This window comes from Bythopirellula superficialaquae (genome assembly GCF_059632245.1).
This window is the reverse complement of record NZ_CP197426.1, coordinates 3,861,184-3,887,683: the sequence shown is the minus strand read 5'-3', so window position 1 is coordinate 3,887,683 and position 26,500 is coordinate 3,861,184. Positions and strand designations below refer to the sequence as shown.

General features: G+C 52.2%; 23 protein-coding genes and 1 tRNA gene. 16 read left to right on the top strand and 8 right to left on the bottom strand.

Annotated elements, in window-relative coordinates; genetic code table 11:
• Nucleotides 1-44: 44 nt before the first annotated feature.
• Nucleotides 45-3,038 carry a TolC family protein gene (locus SH678x_RS16055; protein WP_496919466.1) on the bottom strand — a complete coding sequence of 998 codons (2,994 nt, stop codon included), beginning with the start codon at nt 3,036-3,038 and terminating at the stop codon, nt 45-47.
• Between the two features lie 463 nt (nt 3,039-3,501).
• Here SH678x_RS16055 and SH678x_RS16050 point away from each other — a divergent pair, with 463 nt between their 5' ends.
• The gene (locus SH678x_RS16050) at nt 3,502-4,152 is read left to right on the top strand and encodes a hypothetical protein (RefSeq protein WP_496919465.1); all 651 of its coding nucleotides are present in this window, start codon (nt 3,502-3,504) and stop codon (nt 4,150-4,152) included.
• A gap of 206 nt (nt 4,153-4,358) precedes the next feature.
• Here the strand turns inward: SH678x_RS16050 and SH678x_RS16045 are convergent.
• Nucleotides 4,359-4,447: transfer RNA gene (locus tag SH678x_RS16045), tRNA-Ser, on the bottom strand.
• A gap of 174 nt (nt 4,448-4,621) precedes the next feature.
• On the opposite strand from SH678x_RS16045, the gene SH678x_RS16040 reads away from it, so the two are divergent.
• The 11 genes from SH678x_RS16040 (at nt 4,622) to SH678x_RS15990 (ending at nt 13,253) form a co-directional block, all read left to right on the top strand.
• Entirely contained in the window at nt 4,622-5,947 is a 1,326-nt protein-coding gene (locus SH678x_RS16040; RefSeq protein WP_496919464.1) for a tyrosine-type recombinase/integrase, read from the top strand.
• Nucleotides 5,944-6,462 carry a hypothetical protein gene (locus tag SH678x_RS16035; RefSeq protein ID WP_496919463.1) on the top strand — a complete coding sequence of 173 codons (519 nt, stop codon included), beginning with the start codon at nt 5,944-5,946 and terminating at the stop codon, nt 6,460-6,462. Before SH678x_RS16040 ends, SH678x_RS16035 begins: the two co-directional genes overlap by 4 nt.
• Before the next feature lie 325 nt (nt 6,463-6,787).
• On the top strand, nt 6,788-7,042 hold the full coding sequence (locus SH678x_RS16030) for a helix-turn-helix domain-containing protein (RefSeq protein WP_496919462.1): 255 nt from the start codon (nt 6,788-6,790) through the stop codon (nt 7,040-7,042).
• Complete coding sequence (locus SH678x_RS16025) at nt 7,042-8,481, top strand: hypothetical protein (RefSeq protein WP_496919461.1); 1,440 nt, start codon at nt 7,042-7,044, stop codon at nt 8,479-8,481. Before SH678x_RS16030 ends, SH678x_RS16025 begins: the two co-directional genes overlap by 1 nt.
• Before the next feature lie 87 nt (nt 8,482-8,568).
• Nucleotides 8,569-8,943 carry a hypothetical protein gene (locus SH678x_RS16020; RefSeq protein WP_496919460.1) on the top strand — a complete coding sequence of 125 codons (375 nt, stop codon included), beginning with the start codon at nt 8,569-8,571 and terminating at the stop codon, nt 8,941-8,943.
• A 105-nt stretch (nt 8,944-9,048) separates the two neighbouring features.
• Nucleotides 9,049-9,456 (top strand): hypothetical protein, encoded by a 408-nt coding sequence (locus SH678x_RS16015; RefSeq protein WP_496919459.1) that lies wholly within the window; start codon nt 9,049-9,051, stop codon nt 9,454-9,456.
• 61 nt (nt 9,457-9,517) lie between these two features.
• Complete coding sequence (locus SH678x_RS16010) at nt 9,518-9,829, top strand: hypothetical protein (RefSeq protein ID WP_496919458.1); 312 nt, start codon at nt 9,518-9,520, stop codon at nt 9,827-9,829.
• 397 nt (nt 9,830-10,226) lie between these two features.
• A complete protein-coding gene (locus tag SH678x_RS16005; protein WP_496919457.1) occupies nt 10,227-10,622 on the top strand; it encodes a hypothetical protein in 396 nt (131 codons plus the stop codon).
• A 141-nt stretch (nt 10,623-10,763) separates the two neighbouring features.
• Nucleotides 10,764-12,377 (top strand): terminase large subunit domain-containing protein, encoded by a 1,614-nt coding sequence (locus SH678x_RS16000; RefSeq protein ID WP_496919456.1) that lies wholly within the window; start codon nt 10,764-10,766, stop codon nt 12,375-12,377.
• 28 nt (nt 12,378-12,405) lie between these two features.
• A complete protein-coding gene (locus SH678x_RS15995; protein WP_496919455.1) occupies nt 12,406-12,897 on the top strand; it encodes a hypothetical protein in 492 nt (163 codons plus the stop codon).
• A 50-nt stretch (nt 12,898-12,947) separates the two neighbouring features.
• A complete protein-coding gene (locus SH678x_RS15990; protein WP_496919454.1) occupies nt 12,948-13,253 on the top strand; it encodes a hypothetical protein in 306 nt (101 codons plus the stop codon).
• 116 nt (nt 13,254-13,369) lie between these two features.
• Here the strand turns inward: SH678x_RS15990 and SH678x_RS15985 are convergent, their stop codons facing one another.
• The gene (locus tag SH678x_RS15985) at nt 13,370-14,326 is read right to left on the bottom strand and encodes a dockerin type I domain-containing protein (RefSeq protein ID WP_496919453.1); all 957 of its coding nucleotides are present in this window, start codon (nt 14,324-14,326) and stop codon (nt 13,370-13,372) included.
• 190 nt (nt 14,327-14,516) lie between these two features.
• Here SH678x_RS15985 and SH678x_RS15980 point away from each other — a divergent pair, with 190 nt between their 5' ends.
• From SH678x_RS15980 to SH678x_RS15970, 3 genes are all read left to right on the top strand, one after another.
• Entirely contained in the window at nt 14,517-14,627 is a 111-nt protein-coding gene (locus SH678x_RS15980) for a PEP-CTERM sorting domain-containing protein (protein ID WP_496919452.1), read from the top strand.
• Between the two features lie 380 nt (nt 14,628-15,007).
• Nucleotides 15,008-15,340, top strand: a complete 333-nt coding sequence (locus SH678x_RS15975) for a PEP-CTERM sorting domain-containing protein (protein ID WP_496919451.1) — start codon at nt 15,008-15,010, stop codon at nt 15,338-15,340.
• A gap of 185 nt (nt 15,341-15,525) precedes the next feature.
• Nucleotides 15,526-15,894 (top strand): hypothetical protein, encoded by a 369-nt coding sequence (locus SH678x_RS15970; protein WP_496919450.1) that lies wholly within the window; start codon nt 15,526-15,528, stop codon nt 15,892-15,894.
• A 457-nt stretch (nt 15,895-16,351) separates the two neighbouring features.
• Here the strand turns inward: SH678x_RS15970 and SH678x_RS15965 are convergent, their stop codons facing one another.
• Both SH678x_RS15965 and SH678x_RS15960 read right to left on the bottom strand, forming a co-directional pair.
• Complete coding sequence (locus tag SH678x_RS15965; RefSeq protein WP_496919449.1) at nt 16,352-18,835, bottom strand: sodium-translocating pyrophosphatase; 2,484 nt, start codon at nt 18,833-18,835, stop codon at nt 16,352-16,354.
• Nucleotides 18,836-19,136: 301 nt separating this feature from the next.
• Nucleotides 19,137-20,156: a DNA polymerase III subunit gene (locus SH678x_RS15960; protein ID WP_496919448.1), complete on the bottom strand. Its 1,020-nt coding sequence runs from the start codon at nt 20,154-20,156 to the stop codon at nt 19,137-19,139.
• A gap of 115 nt (nt 20,157-20,271) precedes the next feature.
• On the opposite strand from SH678x_RS15960, the gene SH678x_RS15955 reads away from it, so the two are divergent.
• Entirely contained in the window at nt 20,272-21,711 is a 1,440-nt protein-coding gene (locus SH678x_RS15955; RefSeq protein ID WP_496919447.1) for a hypothetical protein, read from the top strand.
• 2 nt (nt 21,712-21,713) lie between these two features.
• Here SH678x_RS15955 and purQ read toward each other — a convergent pair whose 3' ends face one another.
• From purQ to SH678x_RS15940, 3 genes are read right to left on the bottom strand one after another with little or no spacing between them, the layout of a single operon-like run.
• Nucleotides 21,714-22,478 carry a phosphoribosylformylglycinamidine synthase I gene (gene purQ / locus SH678x_RS15950; RefSeq protein ID WP_496919446.1) on the bottom strand — a complete coding sequence of 255 codons (765 nt, stop codon included), beginning with the start codon at nt 22,476-22,478 and terminating at the stop codon, nt 21,714-21,716.
• Nucleotides 22,479-22,485: 7 nt separating this feature from the next.
• On the bottom strand, nt 22,486-25,410 hold the full coding sequence (purL, locus tag SH678x_RS15945; protein ID WP_496919445.1) for a phosphoribosylformylglycinamidine synthase subunit PurL: 2,925 nt from the start codon (nt 25,408-25,410) through the stop codon (nt 22,486-22,488).
• A complete protein-coding gene (locus tag SH678x_RS15940) occupies nt 25,394-26,425 on the bottom strand; it encodes a prephenate dehydrogenase (protein ID WP_496919444.1) in 1,032 nt (343 codons plus the stop codon). The genes purL and SH678x_RS15940 overlap by 17 nt, the downstream gene beginning before the upstream one ends.
• Nucleotides 26,426-26,500: the final 75 nt, after the last annotated feature.

Genomic DNA, 26,500 nt, shown 5'->3' with positions numbered 1-26,500 from the left:
GGAAGGTGCTTTCATTTTAGGTCTCGACCAAGCCAAAAGACAGGTCACTCTTGCGCATTGGGATTGTGGGATTCCTCAGGAGAATCCGCCAAAACGACCGGAATCGACACCGCGCCGGTCGGTCCAACTGGCAGCCGCAGCGGATTGGGCAAACTGTCACTCTCGGGCGAACCGGTGAATTCCCCACTTGCGTGAATTACCTGATCATCGGCGGCAGCGCCGCGCGGCAGAGACTCTTCGATTTCTGGCAAGTCTTCAGGAACAGGCAACATCTCACCGGGAAATTCTTCCACAGCCCCTTCTCCCGAAGGCAGTGGAATCACAGGTTCCAGACTCTCTGGCTGCAACAAGGCCCCGGGGCCTAATAGGTCCAAGTCTCTCGCTGCCAATCCCATATCCGTTGTGTTGCAAGGCAATCCAATCAAGTACGTTTCCATCGGCACATTGTTTTCAATGAGCATGCCGTTGGGTGTGAGTTCCATCACCCCCAGATCCAGTTCCAAGTTCAAGAGTTGGACCTTTTGATTGACCCAGACGCTCAAGAAATCGTTCTGCACGTTCAGAAGATCACCCAAGGCTTGTACCAAGTCACGAGCCGTGTTGTTATCGAACAAGGCCACTTCACCCGGTTGGGGTGGCTCGGAAAGTCGCAACTGCGTGAGGTCAACCTGGGAAATTGCCAGCTGCACGGCGGCCCGACGCAATTCAAAGTTCAATTCGTTAAGTCGAATCTGTCGCAACGTGTTTCGCAAATCACGATAAACATTGTCACGATATTGATAGTAAGTACGGCGGGCTTGTTGAAATTCGATCAACGATTGCCGGTAGATGTTGCGTTCTGCCAAGCGAGTCAGCGGCGCGTCGAATTCCAAGCCCACGCGCAACCGCCCCCGCGAACTGCGGATGTCGAACGGATTATCTCCCACGTTGCCCACGTCACCGCTGAAGATGATGTTCAGATCACTCTCGAGATCATTGGCATTGAAGAATATCAACCGCCAGGCGTCCACTAAGTTGGCTCGTGCATTCATCCAGTCTTGGCGGTAATAGGCGGCAATCGCCAAGGCTTGTTCATTCGTGAGTTGCACGGGGTCAAAGTTCACGGCTTCAAGTCGTGTACTGGCTTGCACGAGCGAAAGTTCCAGCAACTCGCCAGACAGTTCAGTGACTGCTCGAATCAGTAAGTTAAGTGTGTCGCGATTGGCTTCCGGTTCGGAATACAGCAAATCATGCAAGTCCGCACTTGTTTGGGTCAGCCGAGTTTGCAACGCCTGAAAATCCCGCCGCTGCTTCTCGATTTGAGCATCGAGGCGCTCGACGCTAAAAATTTGCGGATTAATATCTGTTTCGGCCAGCTCTGGTCGTAAAGCCAACTTCTGGAGTGATTCCCGCCGTTTGGGAAGAGCCTCTTCCAAGGCTTGAAAATCATTCTCGACGGCGCCAATCCGCTCTGTCACCACGCGTTCCACATCGATCGCTTCAGCCAACAAGGGAGTCAATTTCTCGGCAAGTTCCTGATCGCTCGCCGGCATGTTCGGTACGATCAGTTCATCATCATCGACGATGGCCGGGCGACCTTCCTCCGCATCACGCATGAGACGCAATTCATCGAGCACGTCGCTCACGCGTTGCTGAAGTTTTTCAAGTGTTGGATCGAGCAAATTGAGTCGGTCCAGTAGTGGGTCTTTGACTTCAACATCGAGTTCTGGCGGCATGCCCAAGTTGGTGAGGAAAAATTCCAAGAATGTCCGGTATTGATTCTCGGCGGTCAGCAACTGACTTTGTGCGTTAAATAAGGCTTGCTTAGCAAGATCGACTTGGAATCGGTCGATGCGCCCCGCGTCATAGGAAGCTTCCAATTGCATCACACTATCGCGAAGTGCTGCGACGTTGGCGTATTGATTGCGGATAACCTGTTCGCTTTGCAGCAGCCCCAAGTAGCCACCAGATCCTTGGGCTCCAGCGCCGCCAGTAAAGTTGCCGCCATTACCGCCTCCCCCAAATCCTTGATTGAAGAAGCCTCCACCGATACCCCCGAAGCCTGTGCCACCCACGCCTGTGAAACCCGTGAAGCCGCTACCCAGCACACCGCCACGCCGCGAAGGCCCTTGGCCGGGATCGCGACCAGTCACGATGCTCACATAATAGGCTTCTCGGAAGCGTTCCATTTCTCGGACATTCGCCAATAGGTTGCGTTCCGACAAAGTCAGTCGCTCGAGGATGCGCGTGCGACCCGCTCTGCGCAAGAGCGGTTGAATCATGGCGAAGTCGAGGAGTGTATTGCTCGAATAATCATCGGGACCAGAGAATTGCCAAACCAGGGAATTGGCAAACCCTGCGACAAGTTGATTTCCGGTTGCCGACAATTTCTCAACGCGTAGATTATTGCCGGGACGCGATGTGTTCACTTCAAGCAAGCTCGAATCATTCCCCGTTCCCGTACGATTTTCACCGTCGGCCGTGTAGAAGACGCTGGACCCGCCGTAGAATTGATAGTCAAAACGGAACCGCTCAAAACTCACGTCGAGCGCGGATAAGTAAAGCTGTTCGAGTTCGCTCTGATAACGAGGCGAGTTCAAGAACCCCATCTCGATCGCGCCGGTAAGATCGAGCATCATGCCGCCTTGCTCATTGACCGGCAAATAGTCTGTCCAAGCGGGATTATCAACGAAGGGCGTCTTAGGAAGCTTGTTCCAAAGCTTGGAACCCTTCATGCCGTCGACACGTTGCATCAAGAGATTCGACGTCGGATCATCCGGTGGCATCGGTTCCCAGTCGGGATTGTTGGGGTCGTACATACGAGACCGCGGATCGATGTCGATGCGGAAACTGGCTGGTTCGTACCCGGCCATGGCAGACTTCTGATCGGTCAGGCAATCAACATCTTCATCGGCCTGTTGCCGGTAGTAAGTAGGTGTACACCCGGTTGCTCCACACAATATTGCCAACAACATCGCCGCCCAGCGCGCGTACGACATCGGGCGCGTGATCGCGCAAATTGGTCGCATCAGGATGTTTCCTGAATCGGCAAGCTGCATGTTATGATTGGCGAGAAGAGATACGGTTCGAGAGCCCCGAACCGGGACGGACATGTGCTAGCGTTAACGCCCGAAGCTCGACGGAAAAGTCAGCCCAAAGCGTAAACCTTTACGTTTGTTCGGACCCCGCCATGGGGTGACTTGAAGATGCTAGAGACTTCTGCGGGTATCAGACATTTACACCGCTAAAATTCGCAGAGAGAACGCTAGCAATCGTAGCGTTGCAATCACTTTTCAGCGGCAATTATATGTTGTTCTAATTCCGTAGATACAGAAATCCTCGAACGTGAGTTAATCAAGGAGCGCGAGGCATTGTCTGTTTAGTGAATTGGTGTTGGCAGTTATCTGTTCCATAGTTCAGGGGATTACACTTCCTGAGAGTCCACCTGAACTACCTTCTGAGCCAGAGCGCTGGATCAATAGCAGTCCCCTTACCTAAGATGAAATTCGTGGCAAGGGCGTTGTGTTTTGGTACTTCGAGAAAACATGGCTCAAGTGCAAGAGAATGTGGCCAAAGTTGATGGACGAGGTGGCACACTTTACTGACCAGCCTGACTTGTTCGTTGCCGTGAATTCAGGGAGCTCAAGGAATGAAATCATCGAATATGTCGAAGACCAAAAAATTACATGGCCCGTATTGGTTGATCCCGACCGTTCGTTCGAAGCGGCCAGCAGAGAGGTTACAATCAGTCTCCCATCGATTACCGAAGTACAGTTGGTTAGACCGGATCAAACTTTCATGTGGGGTTGGTGGAACGACATACCTATGACGGATGAGCACGCCACGCAAGGAGCCACTTGGAAATTCAAATATGATAAAGCGCCCGAGGAACTAAAGTTTGCCGCGCGCCGATTGGAATTTGCCGATATGTTCAGCGCGTCAAGTGCGATAAGGTCCAGCTTGGAGTCAGAGTCCGAGCAGGTCCGCCAAGCCGCTGCTTATATGCAAGGGTATATCCACAAGCAAATAAACGAACAGCTCGCCAAGATCGACCGTGCAGACCTCTCATTACGTTATACCGCAGTAACGAATCGATTTTGGTCGGGAAGTGAATTCGGCGTATTTTGCTCCAACGGCATAACGGCCCACACTATGTTTTCCCACATAAATTGATTTCTAAAGAAGCAAATTGCCCGCAATTTTGCAGCGTCACCTGGGGCCCCCAAGAGTTTGGTGCAAAATTCAGCAACTCAGCGGAGTTGCGATCCGAAAGTTTCAGCCGAATTGAGTGGGTTGGCGCAACAAAAAACCCCCGCCGAAGCGAGGGTTTTGCAAAAGATTCGGTGATAATGCACCGAATCAAAGCCCAACAAATCAAGCGGAGAGGACAGGATTCGAACCTGCGAACCAGGTTTCCCCGGTCACCGATTTAGCAAACCGGCGCATTCGACCACTCTGCCACCTCTCCAGGGGCGATTTTCCCGGTAAAAACCGGTATAACTAACAATTTACCCCCCAATCGGGGAATATTGATTACTACTTGGCGTTTACTACGGTACAATGCCAAGTAGTAAATGCCGTGTGCTGCGAGTCAGGCAGAACACGGCGACAATACCTAACCCTTTAGCCAGGAGGTATCGCCATGAGCGACCATTTTACCGCGCCCGCTGCGCGCCGTAAAGAACAGCCAGCCAAGCGTAAAACGCGCAAGAGCCCGAAAAATAATCGGCCTTCTAAGCCCGAATCTGAAAAGGATTTTCCACTGTACGCCCACCCCTTGGGCTACTGGTCGAAGAAGATCGCGGGCAAGATCGTTCACTTCGGTCGATGGGGCCGAATACAGAACAAGACAATGGTTCAGCTACCCTATGAGGAAAGTTGGCAAGCTGCGCTGGCCACTTATAACGCTCGTAAGCAAGCTGCCATAGATGGAAAGATTGACGGTTACGTCGTCGATGCTGCTGATCATCCCGATAACGGTTCGGGAGAGTTGCTGGTCAAAGATTTGTGCAACCACTTCTTAAGCGAAAAGCGCAAGCAAATGAACAAGCCGAGGGGCAAGAAACTCGGCCCGCGCATGTTCGGTGAATACAAAGACATCACTGATATGCTATGCGCACAATTCGGCAACCACACTCCCGTATCGAAGTTAAGGGCTAAGGATTTTGTTGAACTCCGCGAGTATATGGAAGGCCGCTGGGGGCCAGTTCGATTAGCCAACTCCATCACACGGGTGAAAACTGTTTTTAAGTTCGCCTATGAATTTGAGTTAATCCCAGCTCCGATTCCTTGCTTGCAAGCGCATGGCTCGATATTCTCGCCTCCGAGCGAAGATGAACTTCGACAAGCCAAGAATGAGCACGAACTGGAACACGGGCAGAATATATTGACCGCTGCCGAATGTCGCACACTTATCGATAACACGGCCATTCCCCTCAAGGCAATGTTTCTACTGGGATTAAATTGTGGGTTTGGCAATCACGATTGTGCGATGCTACCCGTCGCGCTCTTGCAACTCGATGAGGGATGGATCAACTACCCACGGCCAAAAAATGGCATTCAGCGCCGATGCCCACTGTGGCCAGAAACTGTTGAAGCACTGCGCGACGCAATAGCAGCAAGACCGAAGCCAAAATCAGATGACGATGCGAAGTTCGTGTTCCTGATGCCGAGCGGCGGTCCATGGTTGTGTCGCGGTATCGCCAACCCGATTACGGTAGCCGCTGGCAAGGCAATGAGGGCTGCCAAAGTACATCGCAAGGGACTGGGTTTTTATACGTTGCGCCACACTTTCCGCACTGAGGCCGATGCTACTTTGGACTTTCCTGCGGTGCGTTTAATTATGGGCCATGCCGATCCCAATAAGATCGACGCCGTTTACCGGCTGAAGATCGCGCCCGAGCGATTGCTGAACGTGACGAACCATGTTCACGAGTGGTTGTTTGGTACGGAAGGGGGTGCGAGATGAGCGACTATTACGCACTCGCCAAATCCATTTTGCAAGTTGAAGAACTACTACCAGATGGCGAATGGCCCCACCACGATTTTGACAGCGATACCTGGACGTTCCCTGTGGTATATCCCGGCGAGCTTTCTGCTGTAGACGATCAGCGATTAACCATGCGAGTCTGCGAACTCGTGCCTACTTTAACAGTAGAACACTGGTCGAAACTCGATGAAGAACAGCGCATTCCGTGGCTGGAGCAAGCTCTGGCCAGTGACGCACTTGCAAGCCTAGCGGTGAACTCGAACATTGATACGCCGAGTACGTCGGTAGATGCGCGAGCGCTTGCCGTGTTTATCGAACACTCGGACTGGACTAAGAAAATGATCGCTGACAATCTAAAGGTCCACGAAAAGTCCTTGGCACCTAGTCGTTGTCCCAAACTAGATGCTGCCATAAAAGCCTATAAAGCCAAGCCTACGTCGATCCGAGGCTCGAAAGATGCCAACGGCGACGTAGAGGCTTGGGAAGCCGAGTAAAAGGTAACATCGCCGATTCGTGTTACCTTTTGTGTTACCTTAAAATTTTTTTCGTGCTATACGTATCGCTCGAAGCGTGACTTCGAGTGTTACCCCTCTGTTACCTTTTGCCTATCTACCGAAACAGCACTTCGGGAGATACGGCAATGTCTAAACCAGCAGTTCCTAATCATCGCAACGAGCCTACATATTGGTTTGCAGTTCTTGAAATTGCTCGCTCTGCAAATGATTTCGAGCAAGCGGCGGAAGCCAAACGTGAGTTGCATCGACTTGGCGTTGACGTAAGTTACCGCGCACCCCTCCAGGTTCAGCGAGGGGGTGTGAAATGACTTACAGCGTAAAAGACATTCAATCACGCTACGGTGTTTCCCAAGGAACCGTATTGCATTGGCTGGCAACCGGACAGTTAAAAGCGATCAATGTCGGGCTAGACCCTGGGAAGAAACGCTCTCGTTATCGCGTGACACAATCGGCACTCGATGCCTTTGAACTGGCGCGATCCGCGACACCACCAACAACTCCCACCCGTCGCCGTCGCAAGAAGAATAGTGATCCCGACTACGTGGAGTTCTACAAGTAATGCCCAAAGTAAATAAAACGCCCGAAACAAGCGGTCTTACTGACCCTCTCCGCGCCCCAAAGCGATGTCACCGCCCTGCCGATTCTACCCCTAAAGTAAATCGGCGGGGGGTGCTCGTTAAGTCGAAAAGCGCAAACCGCAAATATCGGAGGGGTGGTATATCGACCAAACTTGCGGCACTCAAGGCGGAGTATCGTCGGCATTATTACTACTCTGATGAAGACGTAATCGACTTGGTTCTAGGCATCGTTGCCGGTACTCATCTCGATAGCGATCCAGTATGGCTCCACGTTATTTCGCCTCCTTCTGGTGGTAAAACCGAAGTTCTTCGGTCTACCGAGTTGTGCGATCAAACGATGTTTGTCAGCGATTTTACAGCGGCGAGTTTTATTTCGGGCTACCGAGATGAGGAAAGCACAAACCGTAATAGTAAGGGGGAGGGTAAGCCTGAGGGCGACCAAAAAAGCACAAACCGTAAAAGTAAGCGGGGTAGTATATCGCAGGCAAAACCTGAGCCTGAGGACGAGCAAGAATCTGACGAAGAATATAGTCTTTTGCCTCAGTTAAACGGCAAAACGCTTGTAACTAAAGACTTCTCGCTGATCCACGACAAGCCTGCCGAAACTCGCTCTCAAATACTTAGCATTCTCCGAGATTGCTATGACGGATTCGCTAGTCGTGCTGTTGGTAATGCCAGGCTAAAAAGTTTCCACTCGCGATTTAATTATGTCACAGGCATGACGCCAGACATCGAAAAGTCCTGGAGCCTAAACACGCTAGGCGAGCGATTCCTAATGTACCGTCTCAATGTTGAGGACAGGCGGGAACATGCTCGGCGTAGTCTGCGCAATGCCAACAAATCCGACACGATCCGCGAACCACTCCAGCAAAAAGTCAAAGAGTTTATCGACTCGATAGATAAGAGCCATGTTCCTACATACAGCAGCAAGTTTGAGGAATTGATTCTTGACTTGTCTGATGTGTTGGCTACTTGCCGAACCTACGTCGACCGAGGCCGCAATGATGAAATGCTGTTCCCTCCCGTTGCGGAGTTATCCAGTCGAGTTGCCAAGCAGCTACTACGTATCGGCCAGAGTGTGGCGATTGTGCGAGGCAAGAAGGAGATAACTGATAAAGAGGCTCGGGTCATGAAGCGAGTTGCTCTCGACTCACTACCTAGCAACCGTCGACGTGTGATGGCCGCGCTGTGGAAGTTTTCTGCCGAGTACAAATCCATTGTCGAATTTGAATCGGCAACAGAACTCTCCAAGTCAGTTACCAAGCGGAACCTTGATGATCTTGTTGCTCTGTCAGTAGTAGATAAGCGTTATGTCAAGAAACAAGGCGCACGGAACGCTACGAAGCAAGTTGAGTACCGACTAACTGAGAAGTTCCGTGGTTACATTGCAAATATCGGGGGTATATGTACTCCCCCTTAAACTTACGGTTTGTGCTTTGCTGCGATACACCACCCCCTTTAGTTTTACGGTTTGTGCTTTTTACACACATTTTCCTCGATAACCACCATGACAACTTTACTCGAATATCTACTGCATCTGTATCTCGGCAAGGCGAGCAGCACTAAGGGCAAGGGCGAATCGTATTGGCCCTGCCCGAACTGTGGCCACAGTCGGTTCCACACGATGCCAGTCCACCAGATATATGCACACCGTGCCAAGTGTTGGCACTGCGATCTCTTCGGTAATGGTCGTCCAGGTGATGCCGCCGATCTGCTCAAGTTCTTCCACCCCGACGAACCTTGGGACGTGCGTAAGGCACGACTAGAACAACTCGCTAAGGAATGGCAGACCTTGCAACAGAGATTACAGGCTAGAGAAAAACGCATCGCTTTGGGGCGCGGAGTACCTAAGCCCAAGAAGCGAACTAAGAAGAATAAGTAGCTCGTTTAACCGCTCTAGGAGCAAGCCATGCCTACCATGAACACCGCATTAGCCGTTTGAGTTGTGAGTCAGTTTTTTAACACAGTTTTGAAAAAGGAGAATGAGATGTTGACAGAAAAGCAAATTCGCAGGCTTCCAGAGGCGGTCCAGGACGAGTTCTTCCACTGCTATTCGGCAGTTGTTTCGGAGCTAGAAAGAGAGCTGGTCAAGTCAGGTTATCAGTGCGAATACGTAGATTGGTGTGATGGTACTTATGCTCGCACTTTTGACTTTAAGACCATGGAGGAGAGGAATCGGTTCTTGGCTGCTTGCGATAGTGTTCCAGCGATTGAAGGTATAACGAACAAATGGCCACTATGGAACTCGACCGTTGACATTCCGCAGAACCATTTGCTGGCGATCTACTATACATTTTTGAGCAAGAGAAATACGCGCGACTACGTCCAACAAGCTATTCCTGTCGTCACTGAAATTCTCGACGAACTACGCCAATCAGTTCCCGCCATTAGCTAGACACATCCTCCCACTCACCGCACGGGGGAAGGAACCCCCCTATTATTTTAGAAGCCAACCCATGCCAGCACAAACAACCAACAGCCAGTACGACGAACCGCCACAGACTGTGACGTTCGCCTACTTACTTGAACACGAACCGCGATTAGAAGCATTGAACGAAGTGTGTCAGTTATACCGCAAACAAAAACCGAAGGGATTTTGCCGCGAGCGACTTTGGAAAGTGATCGTGCGACCACGGTTAGGAATAATGTTGGGTTGGTCGCGATGGCCACTTGATGAAGTGCTTTCGACAAGTCGCGCCTATGACATTGCCAACGACACGTTATATGAAAGCCTGCCCCCGTGTAGCCACCGGGGACCATGTAAGTGAAGGACGGTATTTGGGCCAAATTGTATGTTCGGAGCCGAATATGTACTGCAATCCCTCCCCACGAAAGTCCTAAAAAATAATTGAACAGTCAAACTCAATGTGTGATAAGAAATAACTATGATAAATAATGCCTAGTACATAGATATCAAACAGACAGATCGGCTAGGGTTAAGCAACCAATTTTCGACACCGTTTACTTACAACGGCGCAACTTACAAAAACCACTGTGTTTATAGTCCCAAACCGGGGTTGATTACTACTGTAGCAGTAAATTATGGCCGAAAAACGCCTCGAATATAGAGCAATTACTGAAAGCCGGTTCGCAGCAGCGAAACACCAATAAATAGCGACACTTACATAGGCGCGCTTAAGCACGATACAGCCAACGGAGACCAGAATGGGTGCAAGTAAGAACAACTTGAATGCGATAGTCAATGGAGTGCGAATTTCGCGACTGACATTGAGCGAACTGCCTCAAACGATGCGTCGCCAATTACAGAATGCTCGCAAGTATCGTCGTGAACTGGAACAACTAACGGTGCAAGTTCACGGTGAAGTGAATACCACGATGGCCCATTTCATTGACGAAGCCGTGAACGCCGAGATACATGCTTCCGTGTGTCGATGGTTAATGCGAACCCGGCTGGAAACAATGACCGTCGCGGACATCACTCGTTGTAGTGAACAGATAATGAAGGCCAAGACAGTACGCAATAAGGCAATCGAACGACTGAAACTTGACATAGCCAAAGACCCGTGGAGTGAAGCTTTCGATGGAACAATCAAGGAGTAGTAATGCGAAACAATCAATACATAAATGAACACCTAGTGCAAATACAAGGGGTGGGGGGTAGGTCAAGGGCTGGAAGGTGAGTTGGTAATCAGGGATGGGGGGCCCCATTTACACCCGCACGGTAATTTTGGAAACGAGAACATGAACATTTCACCAAGTAAATTTGCTGAATACGCTAAACACCCGGTTAAGTTCCGTGACGACTTGCGCGTTGACGTCAGTGGTACGGTTCGTCGGTTCGGCGACGTTATGGACTCATGGCAGCGCAATGACTTCGCTGCTATCGACCCCGCGATGATGCTTTGTAATGGGCAGGGCGATGATACTTCCGCTGTCATGCGGGCATACCTTGAGCGTGCGCGTGGGCATAGTAAAACGACTGACCTAGCCGTGATGTGCGTATGGATACTGGCGTTCGCTAAACGTGCCGTCAAAGGTTATGCGTTCGCTGCTGACAAGGACCAAGCCAATCTCTTAAAGGATGCCATAGACGTTATCGTTAGGCTTAATCCTTGGCTTAGCTCGATTATCGAAGTACAGCGCGGGCAGGCATTGAACATTGCTAAGGGGCATCCCGGCAATGGAGCAAGGCTAGAGATATCTGCCAGTGATGTTGCATCGTCCTACGGTATTCTTCCTGATTTTATAATTGCCGATGAACTCACGCACTGGTTGGGCGACGGCTCGCTATGGCACTCGATTATTTCTAGTGCTGCCAAGCGTTCAAATTGTCTGTTATGCGTGATCTCTAATGCGGGCTTTGTCGATTCGTGGCAATGGCCAGTACGCGAAACAGCCCGAACGGAGGAGAGTTGGTACTTTAGCCGATTAGATGGCCCTGTGGCATCATGGATGACGCCTGACCGCTTAGCGGAGCAACGGCGCATGCTGCCCTCTATAGCGTTTAACCGATTGTGGATGAATGAATGGTCGAGTGGTGGTGGTGATGCCCTTACTCCAGAAGATATAGCGGCTGCGTTCGATGATTCGCTGGCCCCGATGACAGGCCACGAGAAGGGATTCTACTTTGTTGGTGGCAGTGACCTGGGATTAACTCGTGACTGCGCTGCTTTCGTCGTGTTAGCCGTACCAACGGGCGGAACTGCTGGCCGTATTCGATTGGCGCACCACAAGCTGTGGAAGCCTACCCTCGGAAACAAGATAAATCTGTTAGATGTTCAGCGGCATATTTTGCAGTGCTGCGAGAACTACAATTTGCAGTTTATCGGGTTTGACCCTTGGCAGCATGAAGCGTTAGCTCAGGCTATCGAAGCAGACAGCAACCGCAAACGTCGTAACAGTCGCCGCAGGTTTAACTCGCAACCCTTTATGCGAGAGATACCGCCATCGCCAGCGAATCTGCGACTACAAACCACCTTAACAATCGAGTCTTTCCAGGATCACCGATTGCAGTTTTACGACTGTGAACCTTTACGCCGAGACTTAGCCAAACTGCGCGTAGAAGAAAAGAGCTACGGTTGGCGACTTGTTTCCCCCAGAGATGGTGACGGCCACGGCGACACCTTTAGCGCGTTCGCGTTGGCGTTAATCATAGCGCATGAACTGGCTGGCAAACGAGCCAAGACAATCGGCGTTGTTAGCGATGATAGTCAGACCACGGATTGGTTGGAGCGTTTTAATCGTCGGCAAGCAGCATGGCAGGCTGAATGCGATTTGTTGGATAAACCCACAACGTACAAGGAAGAGTTGTTGGATGCCCTTTATGAAGGTCGTGTGCGTGTACTCGGCCAATAGTGTTACCACTTTTTAAGGAGATATTTTTATGCAAGAAGTTTATGGACCTAATCAGTTTGTCAAAGAACATGGCGACGCAACCGGCAATGATTTTGTGTACCACAATGGACGGTATATCTGCCCTGACGGTGCGATGTGTTCTGATGATGGCAAACAACGGTGGTTGCCTGTAGTCGATCCCACAGAAAATCGAGCGCAGCGTAGATATTACTTGGTGTGCAAGTTAGATGATGAAACCAAAAAATTTGACCGGTTCAAGGGGGAGTGCCTTGAACAAGCTCAATTCGCAAAACAAGCACCAAGCTTTTGCCCTCCGCCAAGTCAACGTGCAATCGAGCAACTAGAGCGAGGCAAACAACGGATCGCCAAGTTGCGACAAGCACTTGCCGAACTTGATGCCGAGATAGCCCAAGACCCAAAAAGCAACTCGGCACGAGACCAAGTCCGCGCTGAGCAACACCACCAAAGATGCAGCGAGATCGACGAACTTGTCTCTGACATCCTAGCTGTCGAGATTTGATGCCTTGTTAGTTATTAACTATTAACCCTGTTTTATAAGGAAACTTAGCCATGTTAAGGAATGTATTTGTGAACAATTATGGCGGGGGCTTCGTGAACCCCGATGGCCCTGACGTTAATGTATCGAACCTTGCCAAACATTACCCCTCGCATAACCCCTTGGAGGATGACGAGATGCTTGGCTTGCCGGTAATGAACTTCGATGACACTCAGAACGACAACAACGCACCAACTGAACAGTGTGGTTGCCATAAGACTGTGAAGAAGTTCAGTGTACTCCAGAACTCACATGATACGTCGCCAGAGGATAGCGAAATGCTGGGAGTCCCCGTGTGGAATTTTGACAAAGACGATTAGCCAGTGGTTGGTTGCTGGTAAGGGGACGGGTTCATGTTCTTCCCCGTGGTTTGCAGACGCCCGGCGCATCGACTGATCGTATCTCCATGTCAGTCGGTGCGCTGCCCCTTTTTATTTTACTTAGACCCTTGCCTGCGGAAGATAAGCGACACACCCGCTAGGAATATGAGGTGCAATCCAAGCGGTTCTGGAACGCTCAATATATTTGTATAAGTGCCGGTAGGCTGAGAGGGACGCCCATATAGCTCGTTCCACCAATAGAGATCGGCGCTATCTATCACTCCATCGCCATTTGCATCGGCCCCAGTGCCTCCCGGTACGAAATTGCCAGCTTGTTGTTGCCAAATAAGGAAGTCCCTGCCGTCGACGTCATCATCTCCATCGAAATCGCCTACGCCTGCGTATTCAGAGGTTGGAGTGAGCGACAACGAGGCCGTGTAGTAGGCCGAGCCTACTCGCTGAATATCATTTCCCAGAATAAAGGTTCGGCAGATTGTTGATGCATACCCTTCTAAACTAAAGTCGCCGGGAGGGACAACACCCAGATCCCATTCATACTCAAAAGTACTCTGCTGACCAGTTTGACTTGAGACGGGCAAATGAATCGTTGGTCCATCCGGCCTAACTAATCTGATCCTTGAATATGAGCTAAAACTTCCGGTCCAATCATTGGCTATAACGAGCCTTAAATTTAGGATAATTCGGTGTGGAACCTCTGTAAAAAATCCAAGCGAAACATCAGATTCGGCTTCACTATGAACGTGATCTCCTATTAACACCGCATCGCCAACTGCATAACCCTCGATACTCATAGACCATTGGCTAGCGTGATTAACGTGAGAAGTTGCACCCGCCCTTATTACCGTTGCAGGCGCAGATAAGGTTGAATCTGCTCCGTGCGGGTTGATCTCAGGTATTCCAGGATAATTGATTGTTCCAGCATAAGCTTCGGAAAGGGTGTTCCAGGTGAATCCCCTCGCTCCTAGATGAGGCGCGTCGCCAGATGCCTCAACTGCTCCATAGAACATGAAAAAACACACTAGTACCATTAGTCGCTTCATGTTGTATCTCATCGAAACATTGGCGGAGTAGTTTGGATATGGTTACACACTGAAGTGTGTTAACCAGAACTTCACAGTTGGAGTGGCCCAAGAGGAGTGCCAGTCCCCAAGACTCCGTAATCGTAATGATGGTCCCGATGCCGTGTCAATCGATTGGAACAATTAGCCATCTTCTCATGTTCCGGTACGAACAAACCCCGAAATGAGAGACAGACAAGGCCAAGTATGCAAGCGGATCACTGTTCCCGAACCCAGCACAGCGCTGTTGGCGGTAGCGGGACTAGCGATCCTTGTGTGCAGGACACGGATGTAATATCGCCCGCTCCTTTGATTGTTGGGGCATCCATATGCGTATCGTCAAGTTCGACCCCGCTAACGACCGCCAGAAAGAGTTCGCAGCCTCTCCCGCACGCCGCCAAATAGATAATTGGTCTGAATATGGACCTATTGCCCCCCGAGCTTTTTCTCCGTATCAAACGAAGATTGCAGCAACGCTCCACACCGCTCCGAATAGGAATCCAAGAACAGACCACTCAACGATCCGCGGAACCCACGTCGGCATTGTTCCCTCTTGGAGACACCAGCTGACGATTTCGGTATATCGCTGGCCTATTTGCCACAGTGGCTCATGCGGCATCGAGGGGCCGAAGCTTCGGTGGTAATAATGGCTGACTAGATAGAGCCCGACCGCATATGCTGTGGCTGCGAGTGCCATCAACAACAAACCGACGGAAACAAGCATCTCGCGATCTCCCCAGCACATCACTCGACAGAAGTCGATTTAAGATTTCCGTTAACGTTCTATGTATTTCGGCAGCGATTGTCAATTCTGTCAATAAAACCAAGGCCTGGCCCAATTGTTGGGCTGTCGGGCGGACCCGAAGTCCCCTGAGCCTCAACCGCACACCGAGCCGAGAACCGGGGTCTACTTCATTGGATTTTCGCGTCGCTAGCCTAATCCCCGAACCCACCGCGCTCTTGCTCATTTGCCTAGGAGCGGTCGGTCTGCTTGGTCGTCGACTATAGCAATACCTCGATTGCACTTGGCGCACGAGGCGCTTATCTCGAAAGTCACGGGTAAATGAGAAATGGGAACATTAGCCCTACTTGCGGTGGTTCTTTGTTTTATGGCTGCCTTGCCCGCGCTAATCGAGTATTACTTCGGACCCAAGGCGCTAATTCAAGTGGTCTAGTTCTCAGAGAGGTACGGAATGGAAACCGTTCTAGTTATCAAGGTTGTAGAACTTTTAGGGAAAGCTATTGGCGGATTGTTCTCAGGGAACAAACCTCGCAAGGACGATAAACAAGCCGCCAAACTTATTTCAGAATCAATCACCGAACTACTCTCCATCGACCCGAATGTAATTGCCGTTCGGGTAAAGCTCAGCAATGCTTCAGTTTTGGCGACAACGGTGAACGCAGAGTTGCTACGAGCAGAGGAAATGCTTGAGAAGGTAAAGACCTACGCACGCAAGGTAGCAGTAACGAAGGCAGCGCCGAAGAAATCCGCTAAGAAAAAAACAACTAAGAAAACGGCTAAAAAGAAAGCAGCGAATAAGAAGTCGGCAAAGAAAAAATAGGCGAGGCTTTGCCTTCGCGCGAACTTAGCAGATAACTGCCAATTGTCGCCCCTGTAGGCCAATGGTTGCCCGGCACTTGTCGCGAATGTCGGCCCCCAGACTGGCGCTCGTTAGGGGACGAATTTGGGGGCCTAGCAGGGCTATTTTGGGCGTACGGCGGCCACGGCAAGCACACGCTGACCGACCTGTAGTAATTTACTGCGGTAGGGCCATGCTAAGCTGTGTTTTGCGGGGTTTCGGCATAGGTGCCAAAAGTGCCGAATACCCTATAAATACCGTGATATTCGGCGATTTTGGGGCTGGTGAAAAGATACCATACCCCTTTAGCAAACCGGCGCATTCGACCACTCTGCCACCTCTCCAGGTCAGCGATCCAGAGAAATATCGGAGTTTCTCGGACCCAAGTCGAGCTTAAATTTTAGATCAAACCCCTAAGCCTGCAAGGGCCTAGAAAAGCTCATTCTGCCAGGGCCGGAGTGACCGCTTGCACGGCAATTTGCATCCGATAGAACGACCGCCAGATAAAGACCAGCGACAACAGCCCGAGGATCGCGCCGACGGCGACGCTGGTCGTCGGATTCATCTCGATGGCCAGTTCCACAGCCAGCAAGCCGAACAAAGTCGTGAATTTGATGACCGGATTGAGGGCCACCGAGGAGGTGTCCTTGAACGGATCGCCCACGGTGTCGCCCACTACCGAGGCATCGTGGAGCGGTGTCCCTTTTTCACGAAGTTCAACCTCGACGATTTTCTTGGCATTATCCCACGCTCCACCGGCATTGGCCATGAAAATCGCTTGGTACAATCCAAAGATGGCAATAGAAAACAGATAACCAATAAAAAAATGGGCGTTGATACAAGCGAACGAGAGCGTCATGAAAAACAGAGCGAAGAAGATATTGAACATACCCTTTTGGGCATAGAGCGTACAAATTTCAACGACCCGCTTGCTGTCCTCAATGGATGCACGATCTTCGCCACCCGTGAGCTTGATGTGCTCTTTGATGAATTCCACGGCCCGGTAAGCGCCGGCACAGACGGCTTGAGTTGAGGCCCCCGTGAACCAATAAATCACAGCACCGCCCGAGATCAAACCGAGCATAAAAGGAGGATAGAGCAAAGACAGTTTTTCCATATCGGTGGTCAAACCGTTGGTCAGCACCACGATGATCGAGAAGATCAAGGTCGTGGCCCCCACAACCGCGGTGCCAATCAGCACCGGCTTGGCCGTCGCTTTAAACGTATTGCCGGCACCGTCATTTTCTTCGAGGAAAGTTTTGGCTTTCACAAAATCTGGCATAAAGCCGAAGTCTCGTTCGATTTCTTTCTCGATGCCGGGGATTTTAGTGATCGTGGAGAGTTCGAACACGCTTTGGGCATTGTCTGCCACGGGACCATACGAATCGACCGCGATTGTCACGGGACCCATGCCCAGGAAACCAAACGCGACCAAACCGAAGGCAAACACGGCTGGGGCAATCATCAAAACATCGAGACCGAACGAACTCACGCCGTAGGCAATCGCCATAAGTGCCACGATCGTCAGGCCCATCCAGAATGCACTGAAATTGCCCGCAGTTAGACCAGACAAAATGTTAAGCGAAGCACCCCCTTGACGGGACGATTCCACAACTTCCTTGACGTGCAGTGAATGGGTCGATGTGAAGATTTTAACGAGTTCCGGGATAATCGCCCCTGCAAGAGTACCGCAGGAAATGATTGTCGAAAGCTTCCACCACAGCGTGCCATCCCCCAAACCACCAATCAGCAAGAAGGACATCACATAAGTAACTACAACCGAAATGACAGACGTAATCCAAACAAGTTGAGTCAATGGGGCCTCGAAGTCCATATGCGTTTCCGTCGCATATTTCGCTCGGGCCAAAGCCTGATTCACTGCATAGGCCAAGATGCTCGTGGCGATCATCATGATTCGCATCATGAAGATCCAGACCAGCAAGCGAACTTGAACTTGCGTGGCAGCGTCCGCGGCGGCGGCCACTTGTTCCTGCGTGGCGGTCGCGGCAGTGACCCCCTCGGGGTAATACAGCTGCGGCACGACAGCCAGCAAAATAAACGTGATCAGGGCCACACCCGTCACACCGTAGGTCTCAAAACCATCGGCTGTGGGACCCACCGAGTCACCGGCATTATCTCCAGTGCAGTCGGCGATCACACCAGGATTGCGGGCATCGTCTTCGTCGATATGAAAGACGATCTTCATCAAGTCGGCCCCAATGTCGGCAATCTTCGTGAAGATGCCACCCGCGATGCGAAGGGCCGCTGCACCGAGGGATTCACCAATCGCAAAACCGATGAAGCAGGGGCCCGCATAGTCGCCCGGCACGAACAACAAAATCGCAAGCATGATCGCCAGCTCGACGCTAATCAGCAGCGTGCCGATGCTGATGCCTGCTTGCAGGGGGATCGTGAAGGCCGGCAACGGTTTGCCTGCCAAGCAAGCAAACGCTGCCCGCGAGTTGGCATAGGTGTTGATACGAATGCCGAACCAGGCCACAAAATAACTTCCCGCGATGCCTACCAAGCTAAACAAAATAATTGTGGCGACTTTCATGGCCTCGAAATGTCGCAGCCAACCAAAGTAGACCACCATGACTGCGCCGATGAACAACTCCAGGAGCAGGATAAACTTACCTTGGGTGAAGAGATAAGTTTTGCAGGTTTCGTAGATCAACTCCGAAATATCACGCATCGATTGATGCACGGGCAAATTGCGGAGCTTGAAGAACATCGACAGTCCGAAGGACATACCCAACCCACACACCACCAAGCCGCCCAACAGCCAGTGACGGCCATTGATTCCCAGAAAATCCTGCGTGGAAACGTCAGGTAGGATGAGGTCCGCTTCACCAGCGCTGGCCGTGGATGCGACCAAGCTGATCACCGCCGTCAGCAAGCAACGAACTATCGAGAGATACATTGAGATTCCTGAAAAAGAATATGTCTAGTTGGCCAAAGCTGGGGTGGAACGATTAGCCGAATCACGCTCGATGCGTCGCGATCCAACGTCCCCCTCCTGAACGTTCCGAGCTATCCAAAAATAGAATACGCAACTCCCCAGAACCGCTCGGATAGCCAGGAATTTGACGATTTTGAATCGAAGGATTCAAAGAAGAACCGGCCACGGCGGTACAGCTTGCAAGATTGTAATCCTAAGCAAGAGCGAAGTTTAGATCGACTCACCCGGACAGTCAACCGGAAGCCGCGGGGAAACACACAGTTCAACGCGGGATGGGGGCCGTGTTCAAGAGATGCGACAAATCGTCGACCCAGCATTCCAGCAAAGTCGCTTGGTTGGCATTGCGGTCAAGTTCTTCCTCGGCCAGGACACAGCGGTCCAAAGCAGCGAGTAAGCGTGAATCCGATGCGCGATTCGTTGAAACTGGGGCTTTGGCTGCCGTCAACTGATCTCGCAGGTGCTCAATGACCAATTCAAAGGTAGCCCGCAACCGCTGCCTCTTGGCTTCGGCTTCGGTTCCTGCTTCGCTAACGAAATCGTTGACCATCGACACAAATCGCACGCTATTGAGTCCAGGCTGGGAAAAATGTTTAACAAGCCGCTGGCGAAAGTCGCCAAGATTCATGGCAAGTATCTCGGTAGCTCGTTGCAAACTACCGCCAGATTGCGCCGCCAGATCCCTTGCCTGGGATTCGTTCTCCACGACCGACTGCTCCAGGAGCAGCTGGCTTACCACTTCTTGTGGCAAGGGCTCGAACCGAACGATCTGGGTCCTCGAGAGAATCGTGGGAAGTTGCCGGCTCCGATTTGTGCCGATCAGAATCAGCAGCGCCCCCCGCGGGGGTTCTTCCAGGGTCTTGAGCAGGCAATTGGCACTCTCAGTCGTCAGGCCGTCGGCATCGTCGATGATCGCCACTCTGCGTCGACCCATCATTGGCCGCAGTGAGATATTATGGCAAAGTCCGACTTGGTTGCGGTGCTCACGATCACCCAAGAAGAGTTCGAGCGGTAACCACCGCTTTCCAGCAGGCAGCCCCACGACATCGATATCGGGATGCGTTCCGGCTTCCATTAGCCGGCAGGAGTCGCAATGTCCACAGGGCAAGAGGTCCGTTTCTTTTGCATTCGCGCAGAGCAGAGCCTTGGCCAACTTGAGAGCAAACGTGCGTTTGCCGATCCCAGCAGGTCCGAGGAACAAATAACTCGACGCGAGCCGGCCACTAGCCAAGCTGCCACGAAATTGTTCCACAACCGCGTCATGTCCTTGAATTCCCTGCCACATGGGATTTGATGCTAACAATTAGACAAATCACCTGACAAGCCGACTCCTTGATTAAGCCGGATTAGAAACTTGCGGAAGAGCGGTTTAGGATTGATCGAGAGGACTTCGGATATTTATGTCGGCCAACCCTTTGCCACATCGTCGCTTTCAATGCGATGGCTGCCAAGCCGCGTTGCCCTATGACCCCGCGCAGGCCGGCAAATTGTGCCGCTGCGGGAAATGCGGAAAAACGCTTCTGATTCCCGAACTGGATGAGCAGAACGATAAACCTCGCCAGCCCGAACTGCCAAAATTTGTCGAATTCTGGTGCCGGGTCTGCGACACGCGGCTTGTCGCCAAGAGCGAAGATAGCGGCAAAAAAGCCAAGTGCACCGATTGCGGCGCCGTGAATGTTATTCCCACTCCCAGAAAACCCGAGGCCCCGCGTGTCCCAGCGGCCATGCAAGGACCGCAGTACGACGTGTGGGAAGTCGACAAAGCCCCTGAACCTGAAAAGCAACGAGCCGCACAACCCAAGCTGTTCCCCATCTACTGCCGGGTTTGCGACACTTTGATGTATGCCGAACTCAAGCATGTGGGTGGCAAACTTAAGTGCCCCGATTGTGGCGCACTCACTGCGGTCAAAGAACCGCCCAAAGAAGTCGAGAAAAAGTCGCCCCTTGTTCCCGACGGCGAAGAGTACAAGCTCTCTGCCCCTCCGACCACCCGACAGAAAGTCGTTCCCGAGTATATCGAGCGAATTAAGCAGGAAGGACTGATGGCAGTTGCCAAGGAAGCCGAAAAGCTTGCTGCAGAACGTCCCAAAATGCCGCCGTTGCCAACGCTCAACGGTGTCTTGTCGATGCTCGTGCGAGAACCGGTGATTACATGGTGGGTCGGATTATCGGTGGGTGGGACAGTGGTTGCTTGGTTGCTCATTAACTCGATTCCTTCAGCCAGCGCAAGTGGCTTTGCTCAGATGTTCGCCTTGATGTGTCGAATTTTCGGCTTTTTAACGGGGCTGATGTGGTATGGCCCGACCGCAGCCATTCTCTGTGCGATTGTGGCCGAGAGTTCCGAGGGGCACACCAAGCTGTATGCCTCGCCCAGCCCCCGCTTCTTTGAATGCTTAATTGAGATGCTGCATATCGGCACCACACTCTCGCTGAGCTGTATCCCTGGGTTTGCTGTTATGAAGTTCGTTCCCTGGGAGTATTCATTTGCCGTCGGGGCAGGCAGTTTCTTGATCTTCTTTCCCGTACTCTTGCTTTCAACGTTTCATCAAAACACACCGATGGGGATCTTTTCTCTCCGAGTATGGGGAAGCCTCGTCCTGCGGCCTGCCCATTGGTTACTGTTCTATGTAGAGTCGGCTATCATCCTCGCGATTGGGATTGCAGCTTCCATGGCAATTCTCGTGATGGCTCGTGAGTGGCTTTTGGGAATTGTTCCCGTGGCTCTCGCAACCGCATTTGTGTATTGCCGCGTGCTGGGACGCTTTGCTTGGTGGCTCGCGGAGTCACTACCCGTTAAGGAGAAACCAGAAATCGAGCCGCGTTACAAACGCTTTGCTTAAATTTAAGAAAAGTACCGCACAGCATTACGGAACATGGCGAGCCCTTGTCCTTCACCGCGTTCGCTACGTCTCGTCCATTGGGGATGCTGCGTGAAATCGACAAATCGCTCGGGATGCGGCATCAAGCCAAAGACTCGTCCCGTCGAGTCGCACATGCCAGCCACGTCGACCACAGCGCCGTTGGGATTGTAGGGCGACGGCATCTCGCCGGTGTCCGCATAACGCAAAACTAGCTGGCCATTCTCTTCAAAGCGGCTGAGCCACTCGTCGTCACGAACCACGAACTTTCCTTCGGCGTGAGCAATCGGCAGGACAAGGGAGCTGATTCCTTGTAGAAACACACAGTGATCACCGGAGGTTTGTAAGCTGACCCAGCGGTCGATGAATTTTCCCGAATCATTCCAAGTTAGTGATGCCGCCGGACCCTGTGAATCGTCCGTATCGAGCAAGCCCGATTTGATGAGAACTTGAAATCCATTGCAGATACCCAGGATGAGCTTGCCCGCCTCGCGAAACTCTCGCATCGCGTCGGCCAGGTGATGGCGAATCTGATTGCCGAAGATCCGTCCCGCGGCAACGTCGTCGCCGTAACTGAAACCGCCGGGAAGACAAAGAATCTGATAGTCACTGGCTAAGTTGGGAGATTCCAGCAAACGATTGAGATGAAATACTTCGGGCAGCCCGCCAGCCAACTGAAAAGCGTGCGCGGTCTCCACGTCGCAATTCGTGCCGGGTGCTCGCAATATCATAATGCGGGTTTGAGTCATATCGTTTTTACCAGGCGAGCGGTTCTTTCCAAGCGGCTTTCAACGCGGAGAGTTCGGTATTGATCCATGAAGTGCCATTGGGTTGGTCAACAATTTCCAACCGTTGCTCTGCTTGAGTGCGACCAATGCAAGCGTGTGGGACGTTGCTCAAAGCAGCTTCAAACGCCGCGGACTGATCAGGTCGAACTTCGCAGAGAAAACGGGTGTTGGACTCACTGAACAGTAATTTTACGGGGGGCAAAGTTTCATGCGTAGGAATTTTAGCTAATTCGATCACAGCCCCGATGTCACCTGCAAAGCACATTTCGGCGGCGGCAGCCGCAAGACCACCTTCACTCAAATCGTGGCAGGCTCGCACTAAACCACTGGAAATTGCTTGATGCAACGCCGCGAATGTTTGCTTGGCCAAGAATGGATCAACTTGAGGCACTTGCCCGCCTTTCAAGTCGTGGATCAAAACGAAGTGCGAACCGCCAAGCTCATCTTTCGTCGTGCCAACCAGATACAGCAAGCTATCCGCGTGCTTGAGATCCATCGTAACGGCGAGCGACACGTCAGCGATTTGCCCCATTGCACTGATCAATAACGACGGGGGAATGGCAATCGTCTGTTTGTTGCCGGACTCATCAAAGTAACTGAACTCATTGTTCAGGCTATCTTTGCCGCTGATAAAGGGCGTTTCCAGAACAAGTGATAAATCGTGGCAGGCAAGGGCCGCGCGGACCAACGAGCCCAGCGTTTCGCTCTTTTCACAGTCGCCCCAACAGAAGTTGTCGAGGAGCGCAATCCGCGAAGGATCAGCCCCTACTGCCACGCAATTACGCATCGCTTCGTCGATGGCACTGGCGGCCATGTGGTAGGTATCGAGATCCCCATAGTGAGGATTCATGCCACAAGAAATAACCACTCCACGGCGTGAAGACAGTACAGGGCGAACGACCGCCGCATCACCAGGGCCATCGAGCTGCGTGCCGACAAGCGGTTTGACGACACTGCCGCCTTGCACTTCATGATCATACTGGCGGATGATCCATTCCTTGCTGGCGACGTTGTAGCTGCCCAAAATTCGGTAAAGATCGTCCGTAAGATTATTGCCTAATGATGGCAGTTCTATATCTTGAACTGCTTGAGGCGAAAAATTGGCCGAGCGGATTACGGGCGGGCGACCTTTGTGCAAGACGTCCATTTCTAAGTCGCCAACGACGTGCTCACCGTATTTCAAAAGCAATCGCCCTGTCGGAGCAAACTTACCAATAGCCGTGGCTTCTACTCCTTCAGCTTCGCAGAGGGCGTGGAATTCATCCCAGGATTGTGGAGGCACGCTGAGAACCATGCGCTCCTGGGCTTCGGAAATCCAAATCTCGGTGTAGGATAGGCCAGCGTATTTCACTGGTGCGCGGTCAAGCCAAACTTCTGCTCCGATTTCCTCGCCCATTTCGCCGACGGCACTGCTGAATCCACCCGCGCCACAATCCGTTATGGCTGTGTACAGACCACGGTTCCGAATGGCCTTCAGAACATCGAGCACCTTCTTCTCCTCGACGGCGTTGCCGATTTGAACGGCTCCACCTGAAAGCGATTCACTTTCGTGAGTAAGCTCAGCACTGGAAAACGTGGCACCATGGATGCCATCTCTGCCCGTGCGACCACCAACGCTCACGATCAAATCATTGGGCTGTACCTGCTTGAACGATTTGTCGACGGGGATGAGGCCAACATTGCCGCAATAGACAAGAGGGTTGCCGAGATAGCGAGGATCGAAATAGACGGCTCCGTTGACCGTGGGAATGCCCATGCGGTTGCCATAATCGCGAACCCCACTGACGACCCCACGCATCACTTGTTTGGGATTGAGCACCCCGGGCGGGAGTTCGCTGCTAGGGGTGTCGGGAGGTGCGAAGCAAAATACGTCGGTGTTACAAATCGGCTTGGCCCCCATGCCGGTGCCAATCGTATCGCGGATCACACCACCAATGCCGGTGTTTGCGCCACCGTAGGGCTCCAGCGCCGACGGATGATTGTGTGTTTCTACTTTGAAGCAGATATTGAAATCGTCGGTGAACCGGACGATTCCGGCATTGTCGCGGAAGACGCTGACACACCAATCTTTGTCGCCCCAACGCTTACGCAGTTCGGTAGTCGCCGCGAAGATGGTTTCCTTGAGCATATTGTTGAACTGCCGTTCGCCCTGCTCATCGCGGTAGGCAATACGTCCTGCCAGCGTCTTGTGGCTGCAATGCTCGCTCCACGTCTGAGCGAGGGTCTCCAGCTCGATGTCCGTTGGTTCGCGGCCCAGTTCGGCGAAGTACTTTTGGATCGTCTGCATTTCCGCGAGTTGCAGATAAAGCTGCCCCTCGCGGCTGAGCCGCATCAGGCCTGCATCGTCTAAACCCTTAAGAGCTACCGTTTGCAGGCGAAATTGATATTCGCTCCCGAGTTGCAGCCGATCAAAGGGGAGGGGGCCGATCACCGTTTGTTCGATAGCGTCGTTGGACAGAATTCGGGTGCTAATCTCCGAGAGTTGTTCCTGCTCCGCACCGGCGATCCAATATTTTCTTAGAGTTCGCAACGCGGTGAGCGAAAAGCCAAAATCCCTTACCGCTGCCTCGGCACTTTGAGCAACAGGATCCATGACGCCTGGTTTCAAAAGTACCTGTAATAAGGTTGCGCTATTATTTTGAGGCGGAGCAACCAGAGTTACATCGCCAACCTTGGCTACGACCGGACGTTCTACCGTGCCGTCGGCAAAAAGCTCACTAGCTAGCCGCGAAACTTGTGCGGCATCTAGGGAATCGCTTTCCAGCAGAAACCCCCGCGCCGAGTGAATGGATAAATTGTGGCCAATTCCCAACTCAGCAGCCACACCAGCCACGCGCTGTGCTTCGTGGTCTTGGAGCCCGGGTAAGGGGTGGATGTCAATTTCCCAGAGCATCTCGAATCTGTTTCGCTTGTTGGAGGGTGTCTTGAAGTTGTGACCACTCGCCGTTTGCCATTTCGGCTCGCATTTCTTGAAGCTGGGCTACCAGCTGGTCAAGTGCGGGTAGCATAGCGGCTTTGTTCTGGCTAAATATCTGCGTCCACAAAGCGGCATCGCCAGCTGCGACACGGGTCGTGTCGGACCAACCCGTGGCCGCCAGCGGCAGGTATTCTTGCGGTGTGCACTTGGCCAAAGCCGAGGCAACCAAATGGGGCATGTGGCTGGTACTTGCCAGGGCTTGGTCATGTTCCTCAGGAGACATGACATGGACCATGGCTCCCAAAGATTGCCAGAAATCCCGCGCAATTTCTAGGACCTCTTCCGAAGTCCTGGAAGTCGGCGTCACAACGACGGTTTTTCCTTCAAATAAGTCTTCGCGGGCGTGTTCGGGACCTGCACGGTGATCACCCGCCAGGGGGTGACTGCCGACAAAACGGTGGGCTGACGGGTCGAGCTGGGCATCGACCTTATGGCAAATGAGCCCTTTGGTGCTTCCCGCATCGGTAATCAACTTGGCATTGGGAGCCGCTTGAGCGATCTGACAAACTGTGTCCGCAATAAGATCGACCGGTGTCGCGACCACGACGAAATCGGCATTGGCCACTCCGGCAGCGAGATCCGTTGTTGACCGGTCAATCGCTCCAATGGCCAACGCCTTATCGAGGGTGCCCTGATTTCGACCGATTCCTGTAACATTTGCTGCCAGCCCGCGCTTACGTAGAGCAAGGCCAATCGATCCGCCGATCAGGCCGACTCCGACAATCGCTACATTTGTGGAGTTGGGCATGCGAACGTGGGTGGGATGGCTGGTTTGGCCCGGCTGGGCTTCGTAGAAACTGTTATGCTCTGGCCAGCGAATGCCTCCGGCTGACCAATGGGGGCATTCTAGCAAAGCCCGCGAAGTTTGCAGGGGGCAGACGCGGCCGAAAAAATGCCGCGTGACCTTGGCCGAACGGTACGGCCCTTGCAATCGGTAGATCCTACGGTGTGGGCAAAAGTTCGCCTCAAGGAACTGCTCTACCCAAAAGGGGTTAAAAAAGCAAAA